We start from the raw sequence: 22,765 nt of genomic DNA, 5'->3' as shown, positions 1-22,765 counted from the left end.
GCATCGGACATCGAATTTTGAAAGCAAGCCATGTCCGATATGGTGGTAGTGCGCAAGGAAGGCCTGTACTGTGTTCCAGGCGGTTTTTACATCGATCCATGGCGGCCGGTCGAGCGCGCTGTCATCACGCACGCCCATGGCGACCATGCCCGCGGCGGACACCAGCACTACCTGGCGGCCGCACCGGGCGTGAACGTCATGCGGGCGCGGCTCGGCCCGATCAATGTGGATGGGCTCGCTTACGGCGAACGCGTCACGCACAACGGCGTGACAATATCGCTGCATCCGGCCGGCCATGTGCTGGGCTCGGCACAGGTGCGCATGGAGCACCGGGGCGAGGTATGGGTGGCGTCCGGCGACTACAAGGTCGAAGCGGACGCGACCTGCACCCCGTTCGAGCCCGTGGCTTGCGACACTTTCATTACCGAATCCACGTTCGGCCTGCCGGTCTACCGCTGGCAGCCGGAGCGCGAGGTGTTTGCCGACATCAACGACTGGTGGCGCGCCAACGCCGAGCTGGGCCGCGCCAGCATCCTGCAGTGCTACAGCTTCGGCAAGGCGCAGCGCATCCTCAGCGGGCTGGATCCGTCCATCGGCCCCATCATCTGCCACGGCGCCGTGCAGGCGCTTAATCAAGTCTACCGCGACGAAGGCGTGCGGCTGCCGCCGACCGCGATGGTGGGCGAGGTGGACAAGGAAGCCATCGGCCGCGCCATCGTCATCGCGCCGCCGTCGGCGGCCGGTTCGCCGTGGATCAAGCGCTTCGGCGATTTCAGCGACGCCTTCGCCAGCGGCTGGATGCAGTTGCGCGGCGCGCGCCGGCGGCGCGGCGTCGATCGCGGCTTCGTCCTGTCCGACCACGCCGATTGGCCCGGGCTGATGCAGGCCATCAGCGCTACCGGCGCGCAGCGCGTGATCGTCACGCACGGCTCGATCGCCGTGCTGGTGCGCTGGCTGCAGCAGCAGGGCTTGCAGGCCAGCGGCTTCGATACCGAATATGGCGACGACGAGGCCGACGACGCGCCGGCCGCCGCCGCGCCAGCCGCGCCGGAAGGAGGGGCCGATGCGTGAATTCGCCCGCCTGTACGCCGACCTCGACGAGACCACGTCCACCAGCCGCAAGCTGGCCGCGCTGCAGAACTACTTTGCCAGCGCCGCCCCGGCCGATGCCGCCTGGGCCGTGTATTTCCTGGCCGGCGGCAAGCCGCGCCAGGCGGTGCCGACCAAGCTGCTGCGCCAGTGCGCCATCGAATATTCCGGCCTCGACGACTGGCTGTTCGACGAGTGCTACCACGTCGTCGGCGACCTGGCCGAGACCATCGCCCACATCCTGCCGCCGCCCCGGCACCAGAGCGAGATCGGCCTGGCCGACTGGATCGAGCTGGCGATCGCGCCGTTGCGCGGCGCCGCGCCGGAAGCGATACGCGCCGCGCTGTCGCTGTTCTGGGACCAGCTCGATACGCGCGAGCGCTTCCTGCTGACCAAGCTGATCGGCGGCGGCTTCCGTGTCGGCGTGTCGCGCCTGCTGGTGACGCGCGCGCTGAGCGCCGTCGCCGGCGTCGACAGCAAGCTGCTGGCGCAGCGCCTGATGGGCTGGACCGACGGCGGCGTCAGCCCGACGCCGGCCGGCTTCCTGCAGCTGATCGCCGCCCACGGCGAGGACGACACCGCGCAGCGCGGCGGCCAGCCCTATCCCTTCTTCCTGGCGCATCCGCTGGAACGGGATCCGGCCACGCTGGGCGAGCTGTCGGACTGGCAGGTCGAATGGAAGTACGACGGCATGCGCGCGCAGCTGGTCAGCCGGGGAGGGCAGAACAGCCTGTGGTCGCGCGGCGAAGACCTGATCACCGAACGCTTTCCCGAACTGGCCGCGCTGCGCCTGCCGGACGGCGTGGTGCTCGACGGCGAGATCCTGGTCTGGCATGGCGGCCGCGCGCGGCGCCGTTGCCGATCTGCAGAAGCGCATGGCCAGCAAGCAGGGCTGTCGGCGGCGGCCGTGCGCTGGGCGGAGCTGCCGGCCGTGCTGCTCGCCTACGACCTGCTTGAGTATGAAGGCCGCGACCTGCGCCAGCTGCCGCAGTCCGAGCGCCGCCGCATGCTGGAGCAGTTCATCGCCCGCCAGCCCGGCACGCCGCAACTGCGGCTGGCGCCTGTGATCGTGGCCGACAGCTGGCAGCAGCTGGCGCGGATACGCGAGGAATCGCGCGAGCGCGGCGTCGAAGGCATGATGCTCAAGGCCCGCGATGCGCAGTACGGCGTGGGCCGCACCAAGAGCGGCGGCACCTGGTGGAAGTGGAAGATCGATCCGTACAGCGTGGACGCGGTGCTGATCTACGCGCAGAGCGGCCATGGACGGCGCGCCGCGCTGTACACCGATTACACCTTCGCGGTGTGGGACGACGACGACGGCCAGCGCAAGCTGGTGCCGTTCGCCAAAGCCTACTCCGGCCTGAGCGACGCCGAGATCGCGCAGGTGGACAAGACCATCCGCAAGACCACCATCGAAAAATTCGGCCCGGTGCGCAGCGTCACGCCGAGCATGGTGTTCGAGATCGGCTTCGAAGGCATCGCCAGTTCGCCGCGCCACAAGTCCGGCATCGCCGTGCGCTTCCCGCGCATCCTGCGGCGGCGCGAGGACAAGTCCATCGAGGAAGCCGATACGCTGGATGCGCTGAAAACGCTGCTCGCATCATGAGCGCCGCCCGGCAGGCCGAGGACTGGTTTGCCGCGCGAGGCTGGAGCGTGTTCCCGTTCCAGCGCGAAGTCTGGGCCGCCGCCGGCGCGGGCCATTCCGGCCTGCTGCATGCGAGCACCGGCGCGGGCAAGACGTATGCCGTGTGGTTCGCCGCCTTGCAGCGCGCCGCCGGCCTTGCCGCGGCCGCGCGCGCCAAGCCCGGCCTGCGCGTGCTGTGGATTACGCCGATGCGCGCGCTGGCGGCCGACACCTTGCGCGCCCTGCAGCAGTCGGCCGCCGAACTGGCGCCGCACTGGCAGATCGAAGCGCGCACCGGCGACACCGGCTCGGCCCAGCGCGCGCGGCAGAACAAGCGCCTGCCCGAAACCCTGATCACCACGCCGGAAAGCCTGACGCTCATGCTCAGCAAGGCGGAGGCGCTGGCCCAGTTCGCGCAGCTGGACATGGTCGTCGTCGACGAGTGGCATGAGCTGATGGGGAACAAGCGCGGCGTGCAGACGCAGCTCGCGCTGGCGCGCCTGCGGCAGTGGAATCCGCGCCTGCTGGTGTGGGGGCTGTCGGCCACGCTGGGCAACCTGGCGCGCGCGCGGGAGGCGCTGATGCCGGACGGCGTCGTCGTCGAAGGCCACGTCGCCAAGGAGATCGTGATCGATACGCTGATCCCCGTGCAGCCGTCGCGGTTTCCGTGGGGCGGGCATCTCGGCATCCAGATGCTGGCGCCGGTGATCGCGGAGATCGAACGGCACGCCACCACGCTGGTGTTCACCAACACGCGTTCGCAGGCGGAGCTCTGGTATCAGCACATGCTCGATGCGCGTCCCGACTGGGCGGGCCTGATCGCGTTGCATCACGGCTCGCTCGACAAGGAGGTGCGCGACTGGGTGGAGCAGGGCCTGAAGCAGGGGCGGTTGAAGGCGGTGGTCTGCACTTCCAGCCTGGATCTCGGCGTGGACTTCCTGCCGGTGGAGCGGGTGCTGCAGATCGGCAGCGCCAAGGGCATCGCGCGGCTGCTGCAGCGGGCCGGCCGCAGCGGCCACGCGCCGGGCCGCGTCTCGCGACTGACGCTGGTGCCGACGCAGAGCATGGAGCTGCTGGAGGCGGCCGGCGCGAAGCAGGCGGTGGCCGCGCGCGATATCGAGGCGCGGCCGGTGCCGGAGAAGCCGCTCGACGTGCTGGTGCAGCATCTGGTGACGATCGCGCTGGGCGGCGGCTTCCGGCCGGAGGCCTTGTATGCGGAAGTGCGCAGCGCCTGGTCGTATCGCGACCTGACGCCCGGCGAATGGCAATGGGCGCTGGACTTCGTGGCGCGCGGCGGGCAGACGCTGGCCGTCTATCCCGAATACCGCCGCGTGCTGCCGGACGAGGAGGGCGTCTACCGCGTGCCGGACGCCGCGCTCGGGCGGCGCCACCGCATGGGCATCGGCACCATCGTGTCGGAGGCCGCGTTGCAGGTCAAGTACCTGGGCGGCGGGCGGCTGGGCAGCGTGGAGGAGGGCTTCATCTCGCGGCTGCGCAAGGGCGACCATTTCCTGTTCGCGGGGCGGATACTGGAATTCGTCCGCCTGCACGAGATGACGGCCTACGTGCGCCGCGCCACCGGCGCCAGGGGCGCGGTGCCGCGCTGGCAGGGCGGCAAGATGCCGCTGTCCTCCGAACTGGCGCATGCGGCGCTCGAGCAGCTGCGCCTTGCCGCGCTGGCCCGCGACGACGATCCGCCTCTCGGCCCGGAGATGCAGGCCTTGCAGCCGCTGCTGGCGATCCAGCGGCGCTGGTCGGCCCTGCCGACGCCCGGCGCCACCGTCATCGAGGCCATGCAAAGCCGCGAGGGCTGCCACCTGTTCATGTTCCCGTTCGCCGGACGTTCGGTGCATATCGGACTGGCCTCGCTGCTGGCGTGGCGCGTGGGGAGCCTGGCGCCGGCGACGTTTTCCATCGCCGTCAACGACTACGGCCTGGAGCTGCTGGCGCCGCAACAGCTGGACTGGCCGGCGCTGCTGGCCGGCGCGCATGGCGACCAGGTGGCGCTGTTCAGCACCGACCATCTGCTGGAAGACGTGCTGGCCAGCCTGAACGCGGCCGAGCTGTCGCGGCGGCGCTTCCGCGAGATCGCCCGCATCGCCGGGCTGGTGTTCCAGGGTTATCCCGGCCAGCCCAAAAGCGCGCGCCAGTTGCAGGCGTCGTCGTCGCTGTTCTTTTCGGTGTTCAGCCAGCACGACGCGGGCAACCTGCTGTTGACGCAGGCGCAGCGCGAAGTGCTGGAGCAGGAGCTGGAGCTGGGCCGGCTGCGCGCGACCTTGCTGGCGCTGCAGGCGCGCAGCGTCAGCTTCCACCAGGTCAAGCGCGCCACGCCGTTCGGCTTCGGGCTGATGGTGGAACGCTTCCGCGAAAAACTCAGCACCGAAAAACTGTCCGACCGCGTGGCCCGCATGGTGCGCGAACTGGAAAAGGCGGCCGGGCCATGAGCGCGCTGATGCCGGCTGCGGCGCCGGCCTGGCTGGCGGGCGAACTGGTGATGCTGCTGGCGCAGAAGGCGCTGTACTGGCCGCGCGAGAAAATGCTGGTGGTGGCCGATATCCACTTCGGCAAGGCGGCGTCGTTCCGCGCCTTGGGCGTGCCGGTGCCGGGCGGCACCACCGCCGCCAATACCGGCGCGCTCGACGCGCTGATCGCGCAGTACGATGTCGATCAGATTCTGTTTCTCGGCGATTTCATGCACGCCAGGGCCGCGCACGCGACGGCCACGCTGGAGGCCATGCGCGAGTGGCGCTGGCGGCATCCGCGGCTGCGGATGGTGGTGGTGCGCGGCAATCACGATGCGCATGCGGGCGATCCGCCGGCCTCGCTGCGGATCGACATGGTCGACGAGCCGCACGCGCTGACGCCGTTCGCGTTCTGCCACCATCCCGACGTGCTGGTGCCGGCCTATGTGCTGGCCGGCCATGTGCATCCGCTGTACCGGCTGCACCATGGCTGGGAATCGCTGATGCTGCCCTGCTTTCTGCTGGGGGCGACGCGGGCGGTGCTGCCGTCGTTCGGCGCCTTCACCGGCGGCCACGCTGTGGTGCGCGAGCCCGGCGAGCGGCTGTTCGTCACCACCGGGGACACCGTGTTCGAAGTGCCTGTGTGAAAAGGTAAGAGACATTCGGTTAGGCATACAACCGGTACCCGGAATGGTCCTACATCGCTGTCTGCATGCGTCCTATATTGTGCGGTTGGGCCCTGCACTACGATGACTGCTCCTGTGCAGCAAGCAGGATCAGTCAGCGATAACGACAGGAGGAAATCATGGCCACTTCCAACCAGGGCGGCGACCAGGGCAGCAAGCAGGGCGACAAATCCGGCAGCCAGCAGAAGGACACCAGCAAGCGCGGTTTCGCTTCGATGGACCCGGAACAGCAACGTGAGATCGCGGCCGAAGGCGGCCGCGCGGCTCACGAGAAAGGCACGGCGCACGAATTCACATCCGAAGAAGCGCGCCGCGCCGGCAGCATGAGCCACAAGAACGATGCCCGCAGCAGCCAGAGCAGCACCGGCGGCAGCGCATCGCAAGGCAGCGGCGGCGGCAGCAAGGGCCGCAGCGACGAGGACGAGGACGACAACAGCCGCGGCAGCCGCGGCGGTTCCAGCGGTTCCAGCCGCTCGGGGTCGTCCGGCGGCAGCGCCAAGTCCTGAGCGACAACCCGCCGGGGGCAGTTCATCTGCCCCTTTTTTACAGGCAGATCGTGGTGTGGCGGCCCGTTTGCGACGGCCTGCGGCCGCTGAGGGCGGCCCTGGCCAGCTGGAACAGCTGCTTCATCTTGCCGGCGCCCGCATCCCAGTACTCGGCGCTCTGGATGCGCACCCTGATCAACGCCAGGTGCGGATCGTCCAGGCCGCCGGGGAACCAGCCACGTACCGTCGGGTTCCATAACTCGCGCGCCTTGGCCCTGTCCTTCAGCAGGTAGGCGCGGCCGGCCACCGACAGGTACAGGCTCTCGGCCGGATTGGAAAAACTGACGTTGACGCCGGGATGGCGCTCGAGGTCGCCCGCGAAGTCGGCCTCGTCGGACGTGAAGAACCATAGGTTGCCTTCGTTGTCGATCTGCTGCGCGGTCAGCGGACGGCTGCTGATCTGTTCGTCGTCGCCGGCCGTGGTGAACATGCCGAAGCGCACATCCTTGATCTTGGCGGCGAGGGTATGGATTTGTTCCTGGGTATAGAGCGGCATGATGCGCCTCCATGATGGTCGTGGATGGTCAGCCCCAGCTTAACCCGCCTGCGCCGCGCGCACCGTGCGCGACTTCACCCAGATTTACATAGTCGATACATGATGGCGATTGACTTCGCAAATGATAATCATTATCATCTGCATTTGTCCCTTTGAAGGAAAGCCCTTGAGCGCCCAAGCCGCAGCCTCCACCCGCAACGCCAGCCGTGCCGTTTGGCTCAAGCATCTGCACCAATGGCACTGGGTCAGTTCGGCGATGTGCCTGATGGGCATGTTCTTGTTCAGCATCACCGGCATCACCCTGAACCACGCGTCGCAGATCGAGGCCAAGCCGGCCGTCGTGCGCCAGCAGGCCACCGTGCCGGCGGCGCTGGCGGCGCAGCTGCGCGCCTACGCCGCCGGGCACGACGGCGACAAGCAGCCGCTGCCGGCCGCCGCCGAGCAATGGCTGCTGGCGACCTGGAAGGTGCAGGCCGGCGGCCGCGCCGCCGAGTGGGCCGCCGATGAAGTCTACCTGCCGCTGCCCAAGGCCGGCGGCGACGCCTGGGTGCGCATCGCGCTGGAAGACGGCGCCGCCGAATTCGAGAACACCGACCGCGGCTGGGTCTCCTGGCTCAACGACGTGCACAAGGGCCGCAACACCGGCGCGGCCTGGAACTGGTTCATCGACATCTTCGCCGGCGCCTGCCTGGTGTTCTGCATCACCGGCCTGCTGATCCTGAAATTCCACGCGGCCAACCGCCCGTTCACCTGGCCGATGGTGGGCCTGGGCGTCCTGATTCCGTTTGTTATCGCACTGCTGTTCATTCATTAATCTCACGACAGGTACTCCATGAAACTACGCTATTCCATCGCACTCAGCCTGCCTCTGGCCAGTGCCTCGGCCATGGGCGCCGATCTGGCCCTCAAACTCGAAGTGCCGCAGTTGAATGTGGCCGAGTACCATCGCCCGTACATCGCGGCCTGGCTGGAAAACGCCGACCAGAAAGTGGTGGCCAACCTGGCCGTGCTGTACGACACCAAGAAGAAGGACAACGCCGGCACCAAGTGGCTCAAGGACGTCCGCCAATGGTGGCGCAAGAGCGGCCGCGACCTGGAAATGCCGATGGACGGCGTGAGCGGCGCGACCAGGGCGCCGGGCGAACAGTCGCTCAGCTTCCCGGGCGCGAAAGCCACGCTGGACAAGCTGCCGGCCGGCCAGTACACGCTGGTGGTGGAAGCGGCGCGCGAAGCCGGCGGCCGCGAAGCGGTCAAGGTGCCGCTGCAATGGCCGCCGAAGTCGGCGCAGAACGTGAGCGGCCAGGGCAAGGAAGAACTGGGCGCCGTGGTTGTCCAACTCAAACCTTAAGGCCTGTCCATGAAACTGTATAAATCGTTGATCGCCCTGGCGCTGGCCGGCCTGTCCCTGGGCGCGCAGGCGCACAAGCCGTGGCTGCTGCCGTCGTCGACCATCGTCGAAGGCAAGGAAGCCTGGCTGACCGTGGACGCCGCCATCTCCGAAGGCTTGTTCGATATCGACCACCAGCCGCTCAAGCTGGACGGCATCGTCATCACCGGCCCGGACGGCGGCAAGCTGGCCATGGAGAACGTCGGCAACGGCAAGCTGCGCAACACCTTCGACGTCAAGCTGCCGAAGCCGGGCACTTACCGTATCGCGCTGGTGTCGCAGAGCGTGATGGGCAGCTACAAGGACAAGGCCGGCGAGATGAAACGCTTCCGCGGCAGCGAGGAATCGCTGGCCAAGGATGTGCCGGCCGACGCCACCGACGTCAAGCTGACGCGCACCCACGGCCGCCTGGAAACCTTCGTCTCGACTGGCACGCCGGACATGGCGGTGTTCAAGCCGACCGGCGTCGGCCTGGAGCTGGTGCCGGTGACGCATCCGAACGATATGCGTTCGGGCGAGAAGGCCACCTGGCGCTTCCTGTTGGACGGCAAGCCCGCGGCCAACCAGGGCTTCAGCCTGATCCCGGGCGGCGTGCGCTATCGCGGCACGCTGGGCGAGATCCGCAAGAACACCGACGCCAACGGCGAAGCGACGTTCGAGCTGCCGGCCGCGGGCATGTACCTGGTCAGCAGCGCCTGGCCGGCCGCCGCGCCGCAGGTGCCGGGGCAGCCGCCGCAGATGGCGCCGCGTCGCGCGACCTACGCGGCGACGGTAGAAATCCTGCCGCAGTAAGTTGGCGATGCGCCGCGTCCTGTTGCCGCATGTGGTCGCCGACGAGCCGGCGCCCGCCGACGGCGTGATCCGCGATTTTGGCGGCCGCAGCATGGGCACCAGCTGGTCGGTGCGGCTGGTGGCCGCGCCTGGCGACGATGGCGCCCGGCTGCAGCAAGGCCTGCAACAGCAGCTGGACACGGTGGTGGCGGAGATGAGCCACTGGGAACAGGACTCCGACCTGGGCCGTTTCAACCGCGCCGGGGCGGGCAGCTGGCATCCGCTGCCGCCGGCGTTTTTCGATGTGCTGGCGTTTGCGATGGAGGTGGCGCGCTGCTCGGGCGGCGCCTATGATCCCTGCGCCGGTGAACTGGTGAACCTGTGGGGCTTCGGCCCGCACGGCAGGTTCGACCAGCCCGATTTCGTGCCGCCTGCCGCCGCGCGGATCGCCGCCGTGCGCGCCGCGCTGGCCGCGCACCCGGTGGCGCTGGAGCGCGACGGCCGCCGCGCCTTGCAGCCGGGCGGCGTGCAGCTGGATTTGTCGGCGGTGGCCAAGGGCTACAGCGTCGACCGTCTGGCGTATTTTCTGAAGTCGCAGGGCTATGCGCACTACCTGGTCGAAGTCGGCGGCGAGCTGCGCGGCGCCGGCGTCAAGCCGGACGGCCAGCCGTGGTGGGTGGCGCTGGAGCAGGTGGACGATGCGCAGCTGGATGAGCTGGTGCTGGCCCTGCACGGCTTGTCGGTGGCGACCTCGGGCGACTACCGCCGCTATTTCCAGCTGGACGGACAGCGCTATTCCCACACCATCGATCCGCGCAACGGCATGCCGATCGCCAACGATCTGGCCTCCGTCACCGTGGTCCATCCTCAATGCATGGCCGCCGACGCCTGGTCCACCGCCTTGACGGTGCTGGGTTGCGATCACGGCCTGCGCCTGGCCGAACAACAGGGCCTGGCGGCGCGCTTCGTCGCCCGCCGTCGCGACGGCGGTTTTACCGAACATATGAGTACCCATTTACGCAACATGCTAGACGAATGATCTGGACCAACGACCCCACCCGATTGATGCTGGTAGCCAGCCTGGCGATGAGCTATGCGCTGGTCTGCCTGGCCCCGTATCTGCGCACGCGCCGCAAGCGCCTGGCCGCGCGGCGCGCCAAGGCCGAGGCGGCCGCGAACCCGGGCTGGATCGTCGCCTACGCCAGCCAGACCGGCAACGCCGAGGAGCTGGCCGGACAAACGCTGGCGACGCTGCGGCTGGCCGGCATCCCGGCGCAGCTGAGCGAGCTGTCGGCGTTGCGGGACGAGGATCTGCAGCGCGCCGAGCGCATCCTGTTCCTGGTCAGCACCTACGGCGAGGGCGACGCTCCCGATGCCGCCGCCGCCTTTGCCGGCCGCCTGATGACCAGGGGGCTGGCGCTGCCGCACCTGCACTACGCCGTGCTGGCGCTGGGCGACAGCGCCTACGCCCAGTTCTGCGGCTTCGGCCGCGCGCTCGATGCGTGGCTGCAGGAGCAGGGCGCGCAAAGCCTCTTCCCCCGCGTCGAAGTCAACCGCAGCTCGGCCGAGGCCATCGGCGCCTGGCGCCAGCAGCTCAGCCATCTGGCCGGCACCAGCGATGCGCCGGACTGGGGCGCTCCGGCCTTCGCGCCGTGGCGCCTGGCCGCGCGCGTGCTGCTCAATCCGGGCAGCGCCGGCGCCCCGGTCTACCACCTGGAACTGGAACCGCAGGACGGGGATCTGCCGGCCTGGGAATCGGGCGACCTGGTGCAGGCCGCCGCGCCCTCCGACCTGGAGCGCGCCCGCGAATACTCGATCGCTTCGATCCCGGCCGACGGCCGCGTGCACCTGCTGGTGCGCCTGCACACGCATGCCGACGGCAGCCACGGCGCCGCCTCGGGCTGGCTGACGCAGCAGGCCGAGGTCGGCCAGACTGTGCAGCTGCGGCTGCGCCAGCACCGCCGCTTCCGGCTGGAAGACAATCTGCAGCGGCCGCTGATCCTGATCGGCAACGGCAGCGGCATCGCCGGCCTGCGCGGCCACCTGAAGGCGCGCGCGCTGGCGGGCAGGGCGCGCAACTGGCTGCTGTTCGGCGAGCGCAACGCCGCCCACGACTACCATTATCGCGAGGAACTGGCGACCTGGCAGCTGCACGGCAAGCTGGAAAAACTGGACATGGTGTTCTCGCGCGACCAGCCGCAGCGGCGCTACGTGCAGGACCGCCTGGCCGAGCAGGCGGACACGGTGCGCGCCTGGGTCGCGGCCGGCGCCGCCATCTACGTTTGCGGCAGCCTGGACGGCATGGCGGCCGGCGTCGATGCCGCCCTGGCCGCCGCGCTGGGCCGCGATGCGCTGGACCAGCTGACCGCCGCCGGACGCTATCGGCGCGATGTTTATTGATGTTTTATTGCAACGCACCAACTCGGTGCAAATTCACATGTTTTGATGGTATTAAAATATTACGTTTTATCCATTATAAATTTTCTGCATGTGGAAATTAAATTTTGTAATTTCGCGTAAATGTCGAACTTGTGAGGTTTGTTCTTTATTTGCTTCAATAATGTATCAAATTGTAGTGCCAGCCCCGATAATTCTCTTATCGAAGAGCAATATTGATGGTATTGCCTTCGATTTCTATGTTTTTATTCGGGAGTTTGAATGGTATTGCAAGAAAAAATCGGCGTACGCTCCGTGCGCATCGCTTTGAGCGTGCTGACCGGCACGGTACTGATCGCTGGCCAGGCCTTGGCAGACGAGGCGATCCAGAAAGTTGAAATCACCGGTTCGAGCATCAAGCGCATCGCCGTTGAGGGCGCGCTGCCCGTGCAGCGCCTGTCGCAGGAACAAATCGCCAAGACCGGCGCCACCACCGTTGCCGACCTGATCCAGTCGCTGCCGGCCATGCAGGGCTTCAGCATCGCCGCCACCGCCGCCGGTTCCAACTCCGGCGGTATCGTCTCGGCCTCGATCCATAACATCGGCGAGAGCTACACCCTGGTCCTGCTGGATGGCCGCCGCATCGCGCCGACCGGCTCGGGCAGCACCATCAACCTGAATTCCATCCCGATGAGCGCGGTTGAGCGCGTCGAGATCCTGACCGACGGCGCGTCCGCCCTGTACGGTTCGGACGCGATCGCCGGCGTGATCAACTTCATCCTGAAGAAAAACGCCCAGGGCGGCACCATCGACGCCACCTGGTCGCAGCCGACCGCCGGCCGTCCAGGCCAGTCGTACAACACCAACCTGACCTATGGCTTCGGCGATCTGCAGGAAGACCGCTACAACATCCTGGCGACCTACCGCCACGACGAGCAGAGCCCGGTCAAGGCGACCGACCGCTCGTTCGCGTCGACCTCGTACATCCCGTTCAACTACAACGGCCACAACTACATCTACGACCGCACCAGCCCCGCGGCGGCGCCGGCCAACGTCGGCGTCACCTTCGGCAACGGCCTGGCGCCAATCGGCTTCAGCCCCTACCTGGCGAAGAACGGCAGCTGCCCGCAGCAGACCTACCTGAGCCTGAACAACACGGCCGACACCCGCAACTGCTCGTTCGATTCGACCCCGGCCGTGGAAATCTCGCCGCAGAACAAGCGCGACAGCTTCTTCACCAAGGCCCAGTACAAGGCCAGCGACGACATCACCGTGTTCGCCGAAATGGCGCTGTCGCGCCTGGACCTGACCGCGCGCATCGCCCAGAACACCGCGCCGTTCACCATCACGCCGGGTTCGGACCGCTACAACACCTATGTGCTGCCTTACCTGACTCCCGAGCAGGCCGCCAACGTCAAGCAGGTGTCGGGCAGCTATCGCACCTATGACTGGGGCACCCGCAACAGCCAGACCGTGACCGACTCCCAGCACCTGGTGCTGGGCGCGGACGGCGAGATCGGCGCCTGGAGCTTCGGCACCGGCCTGACCTGGTCGCGCAACAAGCTCGACGAGCGTTATGTGGGCGGCTACGCGCTGACCAAGGAATTCAAGGACATGTTGGCCAACAACGCCTTCAATCCGTTCGCACCGATCGGCGCCCAGAGCGACGCCACCAAGGCGCAGATCGCCAACTCGATCTTCCACGGTTCGGTGCGCGAAGCATCGACCACGCTCAAGGGCGTGGACGCGCACGGTTCGCGCGAAGTGTTCGCGCTGCCTGGCGGCGCGGCCAACCTGGGTATCGGCGCCGACTACCGCGAATACGCCTACCAGCAGACGCCATCGGCTGACGCGGCCGGCGGCAAGATCTACAACCTGACCGCGCAACCTGCCTACGACATGAAGCGTGCGTCCTACGGCGTGTTCGGCGAGCTGCTGGCGCCTGTGACCAAGGAACTGGAAGTGAGCCTGGCCGGCCGTTACGACAGCATCGCCGGCGTCGACAATCTGCTGGCCCACCGCAAGATGGGCGAGACCCAGTCGGCCAGCACCTACAAGGTGTCGGCGCGCTGGCAGCCCGCCAAGACCGTGCTGGTGCGCGGCTCCTACGGCACCGGCTTCAAGGCGCCCAGCATGCTCGACATCGGCCAGCCGCTGGTCAGCGCCGGCGTGACGTCGAACAGCTACGACTGCCCGTTCCCAGGCACCGACCAGTGCCGTCCAGGCCATCTGCAGTACAACCTGCTGTCCGGCGGTAACGAGAACCTGAAGCCTGAGCGCTCCAAGCAGTACTCGATCGGTTTCCGCGTCGAGCCTAGCCCGTCGTTCTCGTTCGGCGCCGACCTGTGGGATGTGAAGATCACCGACGCCGTGTCGTCGATCAGCGAACAGCAGATCTTTGCCGCGCCGGCCAAGTTCCGCGACCTGTTCACCACCTTCACCGAACCGTCGACCGGCAACACCTACTGGGCGATGAAGAGCCTGTCGATCAACATCGGCAAGACCCACAACCAGGGTATCGACTACGACATGGTCGGCCGCCACAAGTTTGCGTTCGGCCAGCTGACCGCCAACCTGAACGGCACTTACCTGATGAAGTCGGACTACACCCGTCCGGGCACCGATGGCGAGTGGACCAGCGACATGAACTTCTTCGGCGTCGATAACAAGGTGGCGTTCCGCCACATCGTGCGCGCCGCGCTGACGCTGGATACCGGCAAGGTCAGCAACACGCTGAGCGCCAACTACCGCAACGGCTACCAGGACGCGCAGGCCACCGTGCGCAACGTCGACAGCGGCAAGGACGAGAGCATCCGCCTGTGGGTGCCGTCGTACCTGACGATCGACTGGCAGGGCAAGCTGGCGCTGAGCAAGACCGCGTCTATCCGCATGGGCGTGAAGAACCTGCTGGACCGCGAGCCGCCGCTGTCGCTGCGTGCGTCGTCGGGCCACCAGGTCGGCTTCGACCCGCGCTACACGGACCAGCTGGGCCGCTCGGTCTACCTGACTGGCACCATGGCGTTCTAATCTGCTGAGCTTGTAGCGCAACAAAGCCCCATGTGTGCTTGCGACGGCCAAGGCCGCCGCAAAGCCACATGGGGCTTTTTTTCGTAGTTACTCCGCGCCGGCTTGTTCGAGGCCGCGCGCGAGGCTGGAGATGCTGGGGTTGTCGATGAACACGCAGCGCTTGCCGGTGCGCTTGCAGTAATCCTTGACCCGCCAGTAGGCGCTGTGGCTGATGCAGCCGGTCTGGCAGATTACCAGGTCGGCCGCCGCCAGGCTGGCGTCGAGGCGGTTGGCGTTGTCCTCCAGGCCGCCGTCGTGGTGGGCGAACTGCGCGCCTTCGCGCTCGATCAGCTCGCGGTAGGTGGCGACGTTGCCGCTGCGTCCGCCCACGCACAGCACGGCGCGGTCGTTCAGGCTGAGCGGCATCTTCATCACGTGCTCGACGATCTGGCGCGTCTCTTCCTGCACCGGTTCGGCCGCCGTCTGCAGCTTGGCCAGTTCGAGCTTGAGCTCGTTGATCTGGTTGCGCATGGCGCGTTCGCGCTCTTCCATCTGGCCCAGGCGCTCGGCCAGCTTGGCGCGGCTTTCCAGGCCGGGGATGGACTCGCGCAACTGCTCCAGCTCGACCTTCAGCGAATCGATCAGGCTGTCTTTGCCGACCGACTGCGCGCGCAGCTGCATCAGTTGCGCCGCGTGGCGTTCGGCGTCGCCGCTCTTGTCGGCCAGCAGGGCCGCGCTGCGCTGCTGCGCCTTGGCCAGGTCGTGCGTCAGGCGCGCGTTCTCGGCCAGCGTGGCGTGGAACTTGCTGATGTCGGCGCGCACGCAGGCGCCGGCCTGGTGCTGCACCATGTGCAGGTCGCGGCACATCTGCTCTTCCAGCTCGGCGTTGCAGCGCGGATGCGTCAGGCCGGCCCAGAAGGCGCCGGCGACGTCGCCGTTGGCCACGGCCGTGCGCCACATGGCGGCCACCTGTCCGGTGGTCTTGGCGGCGCGGAAGCGCAGCAGCACGGCGGCGTAGCGGCGTTCCAGTTCCTTTTGCAGCGCTTCCGACAGGCGGTTGCGGTTGCCGCACTCGGTGACGGCGCCGACGTGCACTTCATAGTCGTCGGCCAGCACCTTGCCGGACGTGACCTTGTCCACCAGCTTGCGCAGCACGCCCAGCGGGAAGCCGACGCCGACCAGCGGGCAGTGGCAGGCATGGCCCAGCTCCCACAGCCGGCGGCGGCGCGAGGCGTGCGAATCTTCCTGCTGCAAGGCGTCCATGACATTGCCGATCGCCGGCTTGAGCACTTGCTGTTCGGCGGGGCGGGGTGGGGCGGCGGCGGGCGCCAGCGTGCCGGCCACCTGCGGCATGGCGGCGGCGATGATGGCCGCCAGCGGATCGTGTTTCTCGCACATGGACGGGCTCCTCAGGCGGTGGCCGGCGCGGTGCGCGCGCGGGCCATGATGCGGCTGAGGAAGTTGCTCTTTTCCTGCAGGTGCATATTGCGCTCGACCTCGGTGGCCCACTGCTCGGACAGTTGCTGGCAGGTGGCGCTGAGCACCGGCGCCAGGTCCGGCAGGCTGGCCAGCGCTTTCAGGTGGCGTTCGATGACCGAGGCCAGCTTCACGCAGCCGCCGGCGTCGTCGCTGCCGGCCGTGTAGTGCGACATCAGATGCAGCACGGCGGACAGCATCAGTTCTGGATTGTGCCCGCCATGGGAGGGGGCGAGAAAAATCGGATTGCTACGGTCTATGGCCATCAAACGCTCCTGGATTCAGTGGGAGTCTGGCTGGCGATAGCTGGCTTGCTCAAGGGGAGTGCGGGCGCGGCAGCGCCCGGGTTCACGCACAGTGAACGGCGTACATCATGCGGTCAGGATCAACTTGTTGAGCTGGGTGATGCGCAGACGGTAAATGCGGCCCGAATGTTCGATCTCGACTTCGCGGCCATCGCCCATCAGGCTGGCGCTGGTGATGCGCTTGATTGGCACGACGGCCGGCGCCGCCGCGAGGGTGGCGGCGTGGGCGTGGGCGCTGATGGCGGGCGGGGTGGCGGGCATGGTCGTGGTCATCTTCTGGGCTCCTTAAATAAGAATGATTCGTATTTGCATTCATTATTGTAGAAGCGCGGGAGGAATGCAAGGGTTATTTCAACGTTATTTAAAGCTTATTTGACGGCGGTGCAGGGGGCGCATAAAAAAAGGCCCGGCTGGAGAGACCGGGCCCAAGCTGGGTAAGGCGGCGGGGGCCGCGCGGGGCTTACAACGCAGCCAGTAACTGACCCGGCGTGACGCTGTCGCCGCCCTTGGTTTTGGCGGCGGCCAGCTGCTTGGCGCGGGTGCGGGAGGGCGGCAGGCGGCGCAGGGTTTTCAGCGCTTCCGGATCCTTGATGCCGATGGTGCGCTGGTCGACGCTGATCAGGCCGATCTCGTTGAAGGCCGACAGCGTGCGGCTGACCGTTTCCAGCGTCAGGCCCAGGTAGCTGCCGATCTCGTGGCGCGTCATGCGCAGGTTGAACAGCTTGCTCGAATAGCCCATCTGGGCGAAGCGCTCGGCCAGCGACACCAGGAAGCGCGCCACGCGCGCCTCGGCGCTGAGCGCGCCCAGCATGCCGATCATGGCTTGCTCGCGCACCAGCTCGCGGCTCATGACGCCGTACATCATGTTTTCCAGTTCCAGGTGGACGCGTCCCAGCGCCGTCAGCTTTTTGAACGGCAGCAGTATCAGGTCGCAGTCGGACAGGGCCACGGCTTCGGAGGAATAGTGGCGGGTGTGGATGCCGTCCACGCCCAGCATGTCGCCCTTCATCGGGAAGCTCAGCACCTGTTCGTTGCCGAACTCGTCGATCAGCACCGTTTTCAGGAAGCCGGAGTTGACGATGTACAGCGTGTCGAAGGGCTGGCCGATGGTGTGGATGCGCTGGCCGGTCTTGAACTGCACGTGCTGGAACAGCAGTTCCTCGGTGGTGATCGAGCACGCCGCCGGGATGTGCAGCAGGTCGCAGACTTCCTTCAGGTTGGACCAGAGCCGCCCTTGACGCTGACGGCCCGCCTCCATCGACGAGGACTGCATGGTCGCGGTGGTGGTCGGACGAATTTCGGACGTTTGCGTAGACAGCATGGTGATCTCCTGTGTACAGGTATAGCTTTTCGAAAGGACGGGAACTGGGCTGTGCCGCGCTGCTTGGTTTCCTGTTGTGGTGTCGCACGGCATCGTGCTGCCTGTCTGGTGCCGTGCAGCATGAATCGTATGGTTTCAGTATGCCAACGCGATGGGGAGATAGATATCAGCAATGGCTGAATATGCGCGTAGGAGCCAGCGCAGGCTTGTAGGAGTTGTCCTAACGAGGGACGGGGAGATCAGGTCTTGAAGGGGGATAACAAACGATGAGCCACGGCATATTGCACCATCTCCGACAGCGAACTCATGCCCATCTTCTGCATGATGCGGGTCTTGTGGGTGCTGACCGTCTTGACGCTCAGGTGCAGGCTGTTGGCGATTTCGGTGATGGACTTGCCGGCCACCAGCAGCGAAAACACTTCGAATTCGCGGTCCGACAGCTGTTTATGCAACAGGCTTTCGTTGGGCATCATGATGTTGAGCGCCAGTTGCTCGGCCACCTCGGTGCTGATGTAGGGGCGGCCGGAAGCCACCTTGCGGATCGCGCCGACCAGCTGGGTGCCGGCGCTTTCCTTGGTCAGGTAGCCCTGCGCGCCGGCGCGGATGGCGCGCACCGCGTACTGTTCCTCTTCGTGCATGGTGAGGATCAGGATGGCCAGCTTGGGCGCCTCCGCCTTGATCTGGCGGATCAGGTCGACGCCGCTGCGGCCGGGCATGGACAAGTCCAGCAGCAGCAGGTCGAAACCGCCCTGGCGCACATGGCCGAGGACTTCGAAGCCGTCGATGGCCTCGCCTACGATATCGATGTCGGGTGCGCCGTCGAGTATGCGCTTGAGACCTTCGCGCATGATGGTGTGGTCGTCGGCAATGACAATACGAATCATAGTGGTGCTTAAAAAGTGATTAAAAGTAAGTATTCTTATTTTTGAACTAATCTTGTGATCTTACTACAAAAATGTAGCAGGCCCGCGCTTTATTTGCTGCCGGGTTCCTTGATCAGGCGATGCACCAGCACCGGTGTTTTGGCGTGCGACAACACCTTGTTGGTAACACTGCCCAACAACAGCTGGCCCCAGCCGCTGCGGCCGTGCGAGCCCATGAAGATCAGGTCGCAGCGGTGTTTTTCCGCCACATCGACGATCTTCAGCGCCGCGCTTTCCGCGAACGCCGTCAAGGCCTCGCAGGGCACGCCGCGCTTGGCGCAGGAATCGACGACGTCCTGCGTGTGCTCCTGGCCGGCGCGCAGCATGGCGGCGCGGTATTCGTCCTCGCTGGGGTAGCTGGGCGGGATGATCTCGACGTAGATCGGGTACTGGTACTCGGGCGCCACGAACAGCACCAGCACCTCGGCCTTCATCTGTTCGGCAAAGGCCACCCCGGCGCAGGCGGTTTTGCTGGAAACGGCGGAGCCGTCGGTGGTAATCAAGATTTTGCGGTACATGACGAACCTCCTTTTAAAACCAGCTGGCTGCTCTTAATTGTAGTCCCGATTTACATTATTGTTAGTATGGAAAGACTTGATGATTATCAAATAAAAGCCGTTTATCCCGTGGCGCCCGTGTTGGCTTTCATACTTTTTACCTGTTATTTTTGCACCCGAGCACTACTTTTGTGTCTCAAGGCGTGTTTTGTCGATCTAACCAATGTTAGTATCTCCAAATACAACGAAACTTGGCTTGGACCCGGAGCGCAGGGCAGGCGACCCTACTCCGGGATTGAATAATCTGGCTGCGCCCTGCTACACTCGGGTAAGTGCGTTATATTGCCGAGCGTCATCACAGACAAGCAAGTTTAGGGCAGCAATTTTACAAATTATGGAGAAGCAGGGATTATGACCAACGCCGCTGACGATTTCGACGCATTATTTGATGAAGTGTCCGCTCAGAGCAAGACCGCAGCGCCTGCTCCAGCGCCTGCTCCCGCACCAGCTTCGGCGGAAGACGACCTGGAAAGCCTGTTCGACGAAGTCTCGTCGGCCCGGCCTGCGGATGTCGCGGCTGCCGCCCCCGCCCCAGCGCCCGCGGCCAACGCCGCCGCGCCGGCCGACGGCGCCGAGGCCGAAGACAAGCCGATGTTCGAACGCCTGGGCGGCATCGTCCGCCTGCTGCACGATTCGCTGCGCGAACTGGGCTACGACAAGGCGCTGACCGAGGCTTCGTCGCAGATCAACGACGCCCAGGACCGCCTCGAATACGTCGCCACCCTGACCGAACAAGCCGCCAACAAGGTGCTCAACACCCTGGACGAAGGCATGCCGGAGCAGGATACGCTGTCGAAAAAATCCAAGGACATGGAAAACCGCTGGGCCGACCTGTTCGCAGGCAAGCTGAGCCTGGACCAGTTCAAGCAGCTGGCCGGCGACTCGCAAGCCTTCGCGGTGGCCGTGTCGGCCGCCACCGAGGCCGAAAAAGCCCGTTTGCTGGAAATCATGATGGCCCAGGACTTCCAGGACATCACCGGCCAGCTGATCAAGAAAGTCGTGACCATCACCAAGACGGTGGAGCACGAACTGGCAGAACTGCTGCGCGACAATGCGCCGCCGGCGGTACGCGAGAAAATCGCGCAAAAAGAAGTGTCCCTGATGTCCGGCCCGTCGGCACCCGCCGTCGCGCTGAACCAGGACAATGTCGACGACCTGCTTGCTGACCTGGGATTCTAATGGACGATATGCTCAAGGATTTCGTCGTCGAGGCGATGGATCTTGCGGTCAACGTTGAAGAGCATCTGCTGCGGCTCGAACGCGACCCGGACAATAAAGAGACACTCAATGCGGTGTTCCGTTCCTTCCACACCATCAAGGGCGGCGCCGGTTTCATGGGCCTGCCTGCGCTGGTCGCGGCCTGCCACCTGACCGAGAACCTGTTCGACGCGCTGCGCACCGGCGCCGCGCCGGTCACGCCGATCGCGATCGAGGCGGCGCTGCAGGCGTCGGGCTTCGTGGCCGACCAGCTGGCCGAACTGAACAACGGCGCCGAGCCGGACAGCCTGCCGGCCATGCCCAAGGATCTGGAAGTCATCCTGACCGACGCCATCGAAGGCAAGACCACCGCTGGGCCGGCGCATGCGCCGGCCCAGCGGTGGTCTTGCCTTCGATGGCGTCGGTCAGGATGACTTCCAGATCCTTGGGCATGGCCGGCAGGCTGTCCGGCTCGGCGCCGTTGTTCAGTTCGGCCAGCTGGTCGGCCACGAAGCCCGACGCCTGCAGCGCCGCCTCGATCGCGATCGGCGTGACCGGCGCGGCGCCGGTGCGCAGCGCGTCGAACAGGTTCTCGGTCAGGTGGCAGGCCGCGACCAGCGCAGGCAGGCCCATGAAACCGGCGCCGCCCTTGATGGTGTGGAAGGAACGGAACACCGCATTGAGTGTCTCTTTATTGTCCGGGTCGCGTTCGAGCCGCAGCAGATGCTCTTCAACGTTGACCGCAAGATCCATCGCCTCGACGACGAAATCCTTGAGCATATCGTCCATTAGAATCCCAGGTCAGCAAGCAGGTCGTCGACATTGTCCTGGTTCAGCGCGACGGCGGGTGCCGACGGGCCGGACATCAGGGACACTTCTTTTTGCGCGATTTTCTCGCGTACCGCCGGCGGCGCATTGTCGCGCAGCAGTTCTGCCAGTTCGTGCTCCACCGTCTTGGTGATGGTCACGACTTTCTTGATCAGCTGGCCGGTGATGTCCTGGAAGTCCTGGGCCATCATGATTTCCAGCAAACGGGCTTTTTCGGCCTCGGTGGCGGCCGACACGGCCACCGCGAAGGCTTGCGAGTCGCCGGCCAGCTGCTTGAACTGGTCCAGGCTCAGCTTGCCTGCGAACAGGTCGGCCCAGCGGTTTTCCATGTCCTTGGATTTTTTCGACAGCGTATCCTGCTCCGGCATGCCTTCGTCCAGGGTGTTGAGCACCTTGTTGGCGGCTTGTTCGGTCAGGGTGGCGACGTATTCGAGGCGGTCCTGGGCGTCGTTGATCTGCGACGAAGCCTCGGTCAGCGCCTTGTCGTAGCCCAGTTCGCGCAGCGAATCGTGCAGCAGGCGGACGATGCCGCCCAGGCGTTCGAACATCGGCTTGTCTTCGGCCTCGGCGCCGTCGGCCGGCGCGGCGGCGTTGGCCGCGGGCGCTGGGGCGGGGGCGGCAGCCGCGACATCCGCAGGCCGGGCCGACGAGACTTCGTCGAACAGGCTTTCCAGGTCGTCTTCCGCCGAAGCTGGTGCGGGAGCAGGCGCTGGAGCAGGCGCTGCGGTCTTGCTCTGAGCGGACACTTCATCAAATAATGCGTCGAAATCGTCAGCGGCGTTGGTCATAATCCCTGCTTCTCCATAATTTGTAAAATTGCTGCCCTAAACTTGCTTGTCTGTGATGACGCTCGGCAATATAACGCACTTACCCGAGTGTAGCAGGGCGCAGCCAGATTATTCAATCCCGGAGTAGGGTCGCCTGCCCTGCGCTCCGGGTCCAAGCCAAGTTTCGTTGTATTTGGAGATACTAACATTGGTTAGATCGACAAAACACGCCTTGAGACACAAAAGTAGTGCTCGGGTGCAAAAATAACAGGTAAAAAGTATGAAAGCCAACACGGGCGCCACGGGATAAACGGCTTTTATTTGATAATCATCAAGTCTTTCCATACTAACAATAATGTAAATCGGGACTACAATTAAGAGCAGCCAGCTGGTTTTAAAAGGAGGTTCGTCATGTACCGCAAAATCTTGATTACCACCGACGGCTCCGCCGTTTCCAGCAAAACCGCCTGCGCCGGGGTGGCCTTTGCCGAACAGATGAAGGCCGAGGTGCTGGTGCTGTTCGTGGCGCCCGAGTACCAGTACCCGATCTACGTCGAGATCATCCCGCCCAGCTACCCCAGCGAGGACGAATACCGCGCCGCCATGCTGCGCGCCGGCCAGGAGCACACGCAGGACGTCGTCGATTCCTGCGCCAAGCGCGGCGTGCCCTGCGAGGCCTTGACGGCGTTCGCGGAAAGCGCGGCGCTGAAGATCGTCGATGTGGCGGAAAAACACCGCTGCGACCTGATCTTCATGGGCTCGCACGGCCGCAGCGGCTGGGGCCAGCTGTTGTTGGGCAGTGTTACCAACAAGGTGTTGTCGCACGCCAAAACACCGGTGCTGGTGCATCGCCTGATCAAGGAACCCGGCAGCAAATAAAGCGCGGGCCTGCTACATTTTTGTAGTAAGATCACAAGATTAGTTCAAAAATAAGAATACTTACTTTTAA

Annotated in this window: 23 protein-coding genes; 14 read left to right on the top strand and 9 right to left on the bottom strand. The window is 65.6% G+C overall.

The genetic code is table 11. The features are described 5' to 3' along the window. The first annotated feature begins 30 nt into the window (after positions 1-30). The 5 genes from DUGA2_RS16195 (at position 31) to DUGA2_RS16175 (ending at position 6,367) form a co-directional block, all read left to right on the top strand. Positions 31-1,071, top strand: a complete 1,041-nt coding sequence (locus tag DUGA2_RS16195; RefSeq protein WP_070270371.1) for a ligase-associated DNA damage response exonuclease — start codon at positions 31-33, stop codon at positions 1,069-1,071. After that, positions 1,064-2,695 (top strand): ATP-dependent DNA ligase, encoded by a 1,632-nt coding sequence (locus DUGA2_RS16190; RefSeq protein ID WP_070270535.1) that lies wholly within the window; start codon positions 1,064-1,066, stop codon positions 2,693-2,695. The genes DUGA2_RS16195 and DUGA2_RS16190 overlap by 8 nt, the downstream gene beginning before the upstream one ends. Further along, positions 2,692-5,157, top strand: coding sequence for a ligase-associated DNA damage response DEXH box helicase (locus DUGA2_RS16185; protein ID WP_070270372.1), 2,466 nt, complete (start codon positions 2,692-2,694; stop codon positions 5,155-5,157). Before DUGA2_RS16190 ends, DUGA2_RS16185 begins: the two co-directional genes overlap by 4 nt. Beyond that, positions 5,154-5,822 (top strand): ligase-associated DNA damage response endonuclease PdeM, encoded by a 669-nt coding sequence (gene pdeM, locus DUGA2_RS16180; protein WP_083296346.1) that lies wholly within the window; start codon positions 5,154-5,156, stop codon positions 5,820-5,822. The genes DUGA2_RS16185 and pdeM overlap by 4 nt, the downstream gene beginning before the upstream one ends. Positions 5,823-5,980: 158 nt before the next feature. Then, positions 5,981-6,367, top strand: a complete 387-nt coding sequence (locus tag DUGA2_RS16175) for a KGG domain-containing protein (protein WP_070270374.1) — start codon at positions 5,981-5,983, stop codon at positions 6,365-6,367. Between the two features lie 37 nt (positions 6,368-6,404). Here the strand turns inward: DUGA2_RS16175 and DUGA2_RS16170 are convergent, their stop codons facing one another. Further along, positions 6,405-6,902 (bottom strand): pyridoxamine 5'-phosphate oxidase family protein, encoded by a 498-nt coding sequence (locus DUGA2_RS16170; RefSeq protein WP_070270375.1) that lies wholly within the window; start codon positions 6,900-6,902, stop codon positions 6,405-6,407. A 166-nt stretch (positions 6,903-7,068) separates the two neighbouring features. Between DUGA2_RS16170 and DUGA2_RS16165 the strand changes: the two genes are divergently transcribed. The 6 genes from DUGA2_RS16165 (at position 7,069) to DUGA2_RS16140 (ending at position 14,463) form a co-directional block, all read left to right on the top strand. After that, on the top strand, positions 7,069-7,716 hold the full coding sequence (locus tag DUGA2_RS16165) for a PepSY-associated TM helix domain-containing protein (RefSeq protein ID WP_070270377.1): 648 nt from the start codon (positions 7,069-7,071) through the stop codon (positions 7,714-7,716). An 18-nt stretch (positions 7,717-7,734) separates the two neighbouring features. Next, a complete protein-coding gene (locus tag DUGA2_RS16160) occupies positions 7,735-8,250 on the top strand; it encodes a DUF2271 domain-containing protein (protein WP_070270378.1) in 516 nt (171 codons plus the stop codon). Positions 8,251-8,259: 9 nt separating this feature from the next. Further along, positions 8,260-9,081 (top strand): DUF4198 domain-containing protein, encoded by an 822-nt coding sequence (locus DUGA2_RS16155; protein WP_070270380.1) that lies wholly within the window; start codon positions 8,260-8,262, stop codon positions 9,079-9,081. A gap of 7 nt (positions 9,082-9,088) precedes the next feature. Beyond that, positions 9,089-10,099, top strand: coding sequence for an FAD:protein FMN transferase (locus DUGA2_RS16150; RefSeq protein ID WP_070270531.1), 1,011 nt, complete (start codon positions 9,089-9,091; stop codon positions 10,097-10,099). Next, positions 10,096-11,460 (top strand): sulfite reductase subunit alpha, encoded by a 1,365-nt coding sequence (locus DUGA2_RS16145; protein ID WP_070270382.1) that lies wholly within the window; start codon positions 10,096-10,098, stop codon positions 11,458-11,460. Before DUGA2_RS16150 ends, DUGA2_RS16145 begins: the two co-directional genes overlap by 4 nt. Before the next feature lie 258 nt (positions 11,461-11,718). Continuing rightward, on the top strand, positions 11,719-14,463 hold the full coding sequence (locus DUGA2_RS16140; protein WP_070270383.1) for a TonB-dependent receptor: 2,745 nt from the start codon (positions 11,719-11,721) through the stop codon (positions 14,461-14,463). 87 nt (positions 14,464-14,550) lie between these two features. Here the strand turns inward: DUGA2_RS16140 and DUGA2_RS16135 are convergent, their stop codons facing one another. From DUGA2_RS16135 to DUGA2_RS16110, 6 genes are all read right to left on the bottom strand, one after another. Then, positions 14,551-15,840, bottom strand: a complete 1,290-nt coding sequence (locus tag DUGA2_RS16135; protein WP_083296347.1) for a DUF2325 domain-containing protein — start codon at positions 15,838-15,840, stop codon at positions 14,551-14,553. A gap of 11 nt (positions 15,841-15,851) precedes the next feature. Then, positions 15,852-16,184, bottom strand: a complete 333-nt coding sequence (locus DUGA2_RS16130; RefSeq protein ID WP_070270385.1) for a hypothetical protein — start codon at positions 16,182-16,184, stop codon at positions 15,852-15,854. 105 nt (positions 16,185-16,289) lie between these two features. Continuing rightward, positions 16,290-16,496, bottom strand: a complete 207-nt coding sequence (hemP, locus tag DUGA2_RS16125) for a hemin uptake protein HemP (protein ID WP_070270388.1) — start codon at positions 16,494-16,496, stop codon at positions 16,290-16,292. Positions 16,497-16,683: 187 nt separating this feature from the next. Beyond that, positions 16,684-17,481, bottom strand: a complete 798-nt coding sequence (locus DUGA2_RS16120; RefSeq protein ID WP_043482248.1) for a Crp/Fnr family transcriptional regulator — start codon at positions 17,479-17,481, stop codon at positions 16,684-16,686. A 302-nt stretch (positions 17,482-17,783) separates the two neighbouring features. Further along, positions 17,784-18,428 carry a response regulator transcription factor gene (locus DUGA2_RS16115; protein WP_008450985.1) on the bottom strand — a complete coding sequence of 215 codons (645 nt, stop codon included), beginning with the start codon at positions 18,426-18,428 and terminating at the stop codon, positions 17,784-17,786. An 89-nt stretch (positions 18,429-18,517) separates the two neighbouring features. Further along, the gene (locus tag DUGA2_RS16110; RefSeq protein ID WP_070270390.1) at positions 18,518-18,985 is read right to left on the bottom strand and encodes a universal stress protein; all 468 of its coding nucleotides are present in this window, start codon (positions 18,983-18,985) and stop codon (positions 18,518-18,520) included. A 390-nt stretch (positions 18,986-19,375) separates the two neighbouring features. On the opposite strand from DUGA2_RS16110, the gene DUGA2_RS16105 reads away from it, so the two are divergent. Together DUGA2_RS16105 and DUGA2_RS16100 are read left to right on the top strand one after the other, a co-directional pair. Beyond that, positions 19,376-20,203, top strand: a complete 828-nt coding sequence (locus DUGA2_RS16105; protein ID WP_070270391.1) for a protein phosphatase CheZ — start codon at positions 19,376-19,378, stop codon at positions 20,201-20,203. Next, positions 20,203-20,655: an Hpt domain-containing protein gene (locus DUGA2_RS16100; RefSeq protein ID WP_070270395.1), complete on the top strand. Its 453-nt coding sequence runs from the start codon at positions 20,203-20,205 to the stop codon at positions 20,653-20,655. Before DUGA2_RS16105 ends, DUGA2_RS16100 begins: the two co-directional genes overlap by 1 nt. Here the strand turns inward: DUGA2_RS16100 and DUGA2_RS32715 are convergent. Together DUGA2_RS32715 and DUGA2_RS16090 are read right to left on the bottom strand one after the other, a co-directional pair. Beyond that, the gene (locus tag DUGA2_RS32715; RefSeq protein WP_070270395.1) at positions 20,558-21,010 is read right to left on the bottom strand and encodes an Hpt domain-containing protein; all 453 of its coding nucleotides are present in this window, start codon (positions 21,008-21,010) and stop codon (positions 20,558-20,560) included. The two genes, DUGA2_RS16100 and DUGA2_RS32715, sit on opposite strands and share 98 nt — an antisense overlap. Then, the gene (locus DUGA2_RS16090; RefSeq protein ID WP_070270391.1) at positions 21,010-21,837 is read right to left on the bottom strand and encodes a protein phosphatase CheZ; all 828 of its coding nucleotides are present in this window, start codon (positions 21,835-21,837) and stop codon (positions 21,010-21,012) included. The genes DUGA2_RS32715 and DUGA2_RS16090 overlap by 1 nt, the downstream gene beginning before the upstream one ends. A gap of 390 nt (positions 21,838-22,227) precedes the next feature. Here DUGA2_RS16090 and DUGA2_RS16085 point away from each other — a divergent pair, with 390 nt between their 5' ends. After that, on the top strand, positions 22,228-22,695 hold the full coding sequence (locus tag DUGA2_RS16085) for a universal stress protein (protein ID WP_070270390.1): 468 nt from the start codon (positions 22,228-22,230) through the stop codon (positions 22,693-22,695). Positions 22,696-22,765: the final 70 nt, after the last annotated feature.

It is taken from the genome of Duganella sp. HH101 (genome assembly GCF_001758795.1).
Taxonomy (GTDB): domain Bacteria; phylum Pseudomonadota; class Gammaproteobacteria; order Burkholderiales; family Burkholderiaceae_D; genus Rugamonas; species Rugamonas rivuli.
This window is presented reverse-complemented; position numbering and strand designations above follow the sequence as displayed.

Bases quoted from the DNA above. Each gene is read 5' to 3' on its own strand.
- DUGA2_RS16140 (WP_070270383.1), top strand. From the start codon at position 11,719: ATGGTATTGCAAGAAAAAATCGGCGTACGCTCCGTGCGCATCGCTTTG.
- DUGA2_RS16195 (WP_070270371.1), top strand. From the start codon at position 31: ATGTCCGATATGGTGGTAGTGCGCAAGGAAGGCCTGTACTGTGTTCCA.
- DUGA2_RS16100 (WP_070270395.1), top strand. From the start codon at position 20,203: ATGGACGATATGCTCAAGGATTTCGTCGTCGAGGCGATGGATCTTGCG.
- DUGA2_RS16130 (WP_070270385.1), bottom strand. From the start codon at position 16,184: ATGGCCATAGACCGTAGCAATCCGATTTTTCTCGCCCCCTCCCATGGC.
- DUGA2_RS16135 (WP_083296347.1), bottom strand. From the start codon at position 15,840: ATGTGCGAGAAACACGATCCGCTGGCGGCCATCATCGCCGCCGCCATG.
- DUGA2_RS16090 (WP_070270391.1), bottom strand. From the start codon at position 21,837: ATGACCAACGCCGCTGACGATTTCGACGCATTATTTGATGAAGTGTCC.
- DUGA2_RS16110 (WP_070270390.1), bottom strand. From the start codon at position 18,985: ATGTACCGCAAAATCTTGATTACCACCGACGGCTCCGCCGTTTCCAGC.
- DUGA2_RS16115 (WP_008450985.1), bottom strand. From the start codon at position 18,428: ATGATTCGTATTGTCATTGCCGACGACCACACCATCATGCGCGAAGGT.
- DUGA2_RS16160 (WP_070270378.1), top strand. From the start codon at position 7,735: ATGAAACTACGCTATTCCATCGCACTCAGCCTGCCTCTGGCCAGTGCC.
- DUGA2_RS16145 (WP_070270382.1), top strand. From the start codon at position 10,096: ATGATCTGGACCAACGACCCCACCCGATTGATGCTGGTAGCCAGCCTG.
- DUGA2_RS16085 (WP_070270390.1), top strand. From the start codon at position 22,228: ATGTACCGCAAAATCTTGATTACCACCGACGGCTCCGCCGTTTCCAGC.
- DUGA2_RS16175 (WP_070270374.1), top strand. From the start codon at position 5,981: ATGGCCACTTCCAACCAGGGCGGCGACCAGGGCAGCAAGCAGGGCGAC.
- hemP (WP_070270388.1), bottom strand. From the start codon at position 16,496: ATGACCACGACCATGCCCGCCACCCCGCCCGCCATCAGCGCCCACGCC.
- DUGA2_RS16170 (WP_070270375.1), bottom strand. From the start codon at position 6,902: ATGCCGCTCTATACCCAGGAACAAATCCATACCCTCGCCGCCAAGATC.
- DUGA2_RS16185 (WP_070270372.1), top strand. From the start codon at position 2,692: ATGAGCGCCGCCCGGCAGGCCGAGGACTGGTTTGCCGCGCGAGGCTGG.
- DUGA2_RS16150 (WP_070270531.1), top strand. From the start codon at position 9,089: ATGCGCCGCGTCCTGTTGCCGCATGTGGTCGCCGACGAGCCGGCGCCC.
- DUGA2_RS16155 (WP_070270380.1), top strand. From the start codon at position 8,260: ATGAAACTGTATAAATCGTTGATCGCCCTGGCGCTGGCCGGCCTGTCC.
- DUGA2_RS16120 (WP_043482248.1), bottom strand. From the start codon at position 17,481: ATGGAGGCGGGCCGTCAGCGTCAAGGGCGGCTCTGGTCCAACCTGAAG.
- DUGA2_RS16105 (WP_070270391.1), top strand. From the start codon at position 19,376: ATGACCAACGCCGCTGACGATTTCGACGCATTATTTGATGAAGTGTCC.
- pdeM (WP_083296346.1), top strand. From the start codon at position 5,154: ATGAGCGCGCTGATGCCGGCTGCGGCGCCGGCCTGGCTGGCGGGCGAA.
- DUGA2_RS16190 (WP_070270535.1), top strand. From the start codon at position 1,064: ATGCGTGAATTCGCCCGCCTGTACGCCGACCTCGACGAGACCACGTCC.
- DUGA2_RS32715 (WP_070270395.1), bottom strand. From the start codon at position 21,010: ATGGACGATATGCTCAAGGATTTCGTCGTCGAGGCGATGGATCTTGCG.